We start from the raw sequence: 3,335 nt of genomic DNA on the forward strand, positions 1-3,335 counted from the left end.
GTAAATTTTCAGCGTTGCTGGCTCCCCGTCAGCCGGATTGGGTTGCATCGCAGGGGTGTCGAAAGAGTCAACTGCGGTCCAAAGCTGTTGGACTTGGGTGAAAAGGGCGTTTATTCTTCCTATACGTGAACCGCATCCTACGGAATGAGTAACCCTTGCCCTATTGTGAGTAGAACGTCGTATAATTCAAACGAAAGCAGTTAATAGGTATGAAATATCACAGCACAAAAGAGCGACAGGACATGTTTAGATGATGTTATTATAAAATAATAACATCATGGATGAATAAAAAATAATTTTCTATCTTTACAACTATGTTATACTTCTATGATAAGGCTATGATGGCAAAGCCTTGGTTTTCCTAATCAAATAGTCGCCGAGATGGCTTCAATGCGACAGTAGGTCTACTGTCTCACAATTAATTCATGTATCAGATTTTTGTTCCCTGATGGGAAGTGTTATCCATACGAAAAGAATATGGGTAAAGTGTTACACCTGTATATGACATTCAGAATGTCCTGTCGGGGGAACTGGTACCAATTTAATAAAAGAAAACAGTATAGAAATGACAATCGAAGATATGCAAACATTAGCCCTAGAGCATGGGCTGAGAATTTCGGAAGAGATGAGCGTCAATGAGATGGGCATCGACTTTAGAGTTGCCTTTGTAAAGGAAGTAAACGGTGAGAACTGGGTACTCCGTATACCTCGAAGAAGCGATATGCTTGAACAAATCGAAAATGAAAGTAGAATATTGGATTTAGCCAAAAGAAACCTGTCGATCAATGTCCCTGATTGGAAAATTGTATCGGAGCGCCTAATAGCCTACCCTTTACTGGAGGATGCGCCTGCTCTGACATTCGATGCGATAACACATGAGGTTTCTTGGAACATAGATCGCGATAGCATAGCTTATGTGGAGTCTCTGGCAAAATCATTGGCCGAATTACATCGTATTACAGCTGACGATGTGAGAAAGAGCAACTTGAAAATAATGACTCCAAGTGAATTGAGGACCGAAATAGCTGACCGTATCCACTTGGTGAAATCTGAGATAGGTATCAGCGAGCCGTTGGAAAACAGATACCGTAGATGGTTGGACAATGACCCTTTGTGGCCTGAATTCACTTGTTTCATCCATGGCGATCTCTATGCAGGGCATGTCTTAACCTCGAAGGAAGGTAAGACCTCTGGTATCATAGATTGGTCTACTGCGCATATGGGTGATCCTGCACTGGACTTTTCTGGTCACGTATCGGTTTTTGGAGAGGATAGCCTGAAGAGTTTGATAACGGAGTATGCTAAACAAGGCGGAACGATATGGGATAGGCTCTACGAACAATCTATAGAGAGGGCTGCTGCAGCTCCATTAGCATATGGCGCTTTTGCGGTAGAGTGCAACGACGATAATCATATCAATGCCGCCAGAGCAGCCTTAGGTATTGTTCAATAAAATGATGTGAGGATACTTTTTTAAATGCTAAAATAGGAGTTCGATTGGTGCCACTTAAGAGTATCATTGATTTCTATTTTAGCCAGTATCCTCCACTTTTAGGAGCTCCTCGAAACTCGATTTTATGATCATCTCTTAAGATTTTGAGCCACCGCTCTACTATCTTGACAGGAACTAATAGCTCGTTTACTAAAAATGGTGCACGCTTTCCTGGATTAGTTCTTATCTGATTAAATAGTAGATTTACTCCCTCATTAGATTCGAAAAGTAGCTTTGATGAGACAATAACTCGAAAACCGTGCTGGAAATTTTCAAAGACAGGGGGACGCAGACCATAGGATGCGAAGCCTTCTTGGATTCGTTTGATGCCTGACCCATATTTTTCAATAAAATGCGCTTCTTTGAACGTGGCAGATATCCTTTTATTGCGCGCCCATGGCGAGTAATCTTCACGAAGAAGCTGATCAATCGTTAAGTTATCAGCTAAACCACCTGGATTGAAAAACTCTATGGAATTGTAATACACCCTGATTATGGAATCGGCAAATTAATTTGGACTTGGGTGAAAAGGGCGTTTATTCTTCCTATTACGTTGTCGGCAGCGGGCCAAAAAGGAATACGTCCATGCCCATCGAGGTGAAACCGGCTGTGAGCGCGGGTTCAAGCATATAGCCCGACAGGCGCGTATCCTTGCCGATCACGACACGATGGCGGTGGTCACCGCGACGAAAGACACGGCCAGCCGCCATGCCGACGCGCAAGGCGGTTTCCGCCGTCATCGCGCCTTCGTTGGCTTTGCCACGAATACCGTCTGTGCCGAAATATTTGCGCACCATAAGGTCGATTATCCTGTCGTCGGGTCGCCCTCAAAGGGGACATGCCTGCTGAACCGCGAATATAGAGAAATATCCCGAATGTGCAGTTAACGAATTCTTGCGGTTTCTTTCAGCGCCGCCAATACCGCCAGCCCGTCGCGCAAGGGGCGCGGCTCGTGTGTGCGGATGAAGTCAGCTCCACCTGCGGCGGCGGCAAGCTCTGCAGCGAGTGTCGCGGCCCCGACATCCCCCGGACCACGGCCTGTGAGCGCGCGCAGAAAGGATTTGCGCGAAACAGACAGAAGCACCGGCAAATCGAAGCGCAGCCGCAATTCATCGAACCGCGCCAGCACCGAGAGCGAGGTTTCGGGAGCAGCCCCCAGAAAAAACCCCATGCCGGGATCAAGGACAAGGCGGTTGCGTTTGATACCGGCACCCGTCAGCGCCGCGATGCGCGCGTCAAAGAACGCCGCAATGTGATCCATGATGTCGCCAGCGGGTGCCTCGCGCCGATCTGCCTGCCCGTCTTGCACCGAATGCATAACGACGAGTTTGGCAGATGATTTCGCCAATTGCGGATAGAACGCAGCGTCTGGAAAACCGCGAATATCATTGAGATAGGCCACACCACGCGACAAGGCATAGGCTTGCGTCGCGGGTTGATAACTGTCGAGCGAGACGGGAATGCCATCTGCCTTGAGCGCGTCCAGCACCGGCGCGATACGCGCGATTTCTGTGTCGGACGAAACAGGCGCGGCGTCGGGATTGCTGGATGCCGGACCGAGGTCGATCACATCTGCCCCCTCGGCCATCAGCTTACGCGCCTGCGCAATGGCTGCGTCTGGCGCCAGATACCGGCCTCCATCGGAGAAACTGTCCGAGGTTATGTTGACGATGCCGAAAATGATGAGCGATTTATTCATGGGGGCTTCTATAATAATCTCTGTACACGACAAAAATAGATAACTCATTGAAATAATGTCACAATAATTGTTTTCTAACGACGAATACTATGACACATCTCAATGAGTTATATCTTATCTTAAACAAATCTCTAAAATGGAACA

Annotated in this window: 4 protein-coding genes; 1 reads left to right on the plus strand and 3 read right to left on the minus strand. The window is 47.4% G+C overall.

Translation table 11 applies throughout. The features are described 5' to 3' along the window. Positions 1-565 precede the first annotated feature (565 nt). Positions 566-1,453 carry an Mph(E)/Mph(G) family macrolide 2'-phosphotransferase gene (mph, locus tag FTU75_RS18080; protein WP_071830579.1) on the plus strand — a complete coding sequence of 296 codons (888 nt, stop codon included), beginning with the start codon at positions 566-568 and terminating at the stop codon, positions 1,451-1,453. A gap of 73 nt (positions 1,454-1,526) precedes the next feature. Here mph and FTU75_RS18085 read toward each other — a convergent pair whose 3' ends face one another. The 3 genes from FTU75_RS18085 to sul2 all read right to left on the minus strand — a co-directional run bounded on the left by FTU75_RS18085 (position 1,527) and on the right by sul2 (position 3,191). Continuing rightward, positions 1,527-1,979: an ATP-binding protein gene (locus tag FTU75_RS18085; protein WP_161981143.1), complete on the minus strand. Its 453-nt coding sequence runs from the start codon at positions 1,977-1,979 to the stop codon at positions 1,527-1,529. A 61-nt stretch (positions 1,980-2,040) separates the two neighbouring features. Next, positions 2,041-2,289: a phosphoglucosamine mutase gene (locus FTU75_RS18090; RefSeq protein ID WP_071830581.1), complete on the minus strand. Its 249-nt coding sequence runs from the start codon at positions 2,287-2,289 to the stop codon at positions 2,041-2,043. A gap of 86 nt (positions 2,290-2,375) precedes the next feature. Then, positions 2,376-3,191 (minus strand): sulfonamide-resistant dihydropteroate synthase Sul2, encoded by an 816-nt coding sequence (sul2, locus tag FTU75_RS18095; protein WP_001043260.1) that lies wholly within the window; start codon positions 3,189-3,191, stop codon positions 2,376-2,378. Positions 3,192-3,335: the final 144 nt, after the last annotated feature.

It is taken from the genome of Acinetobacter sp. YH12140, from assembly GCF_013418475.1.
Classification (GTDB): Bacteria; Pseudomonadota; Gammaproteobacteria; order Pseudomonadales; family Moraxellaceae; genus Acinetobacter; species Acinetobacter amyesii.

Excerpts from the sequence above, each read along its gene's own strand:
- sul2 (WP_001043260.1), bottom strand. The coding sequence starts at position 3,191 with ATGAATAAATCGCTCATCATTTTCGGCATCGTCAACATAACCTCGGAC.
- FTU75_RS18090 (WP_071830581.1), bottom strand. The coding sequence starts at position 2,289 with ATGGTGCGCAAATATTTCGGCACAGACGGTATTCGTGGCAAAGCCAAC.
- mph (WP_071830579.1), top strand. The coding sequence starts at position 566 with ATGACAATCGAAGATATGCAAACATTAGCCCTAGAGCATGGGCTGAGA.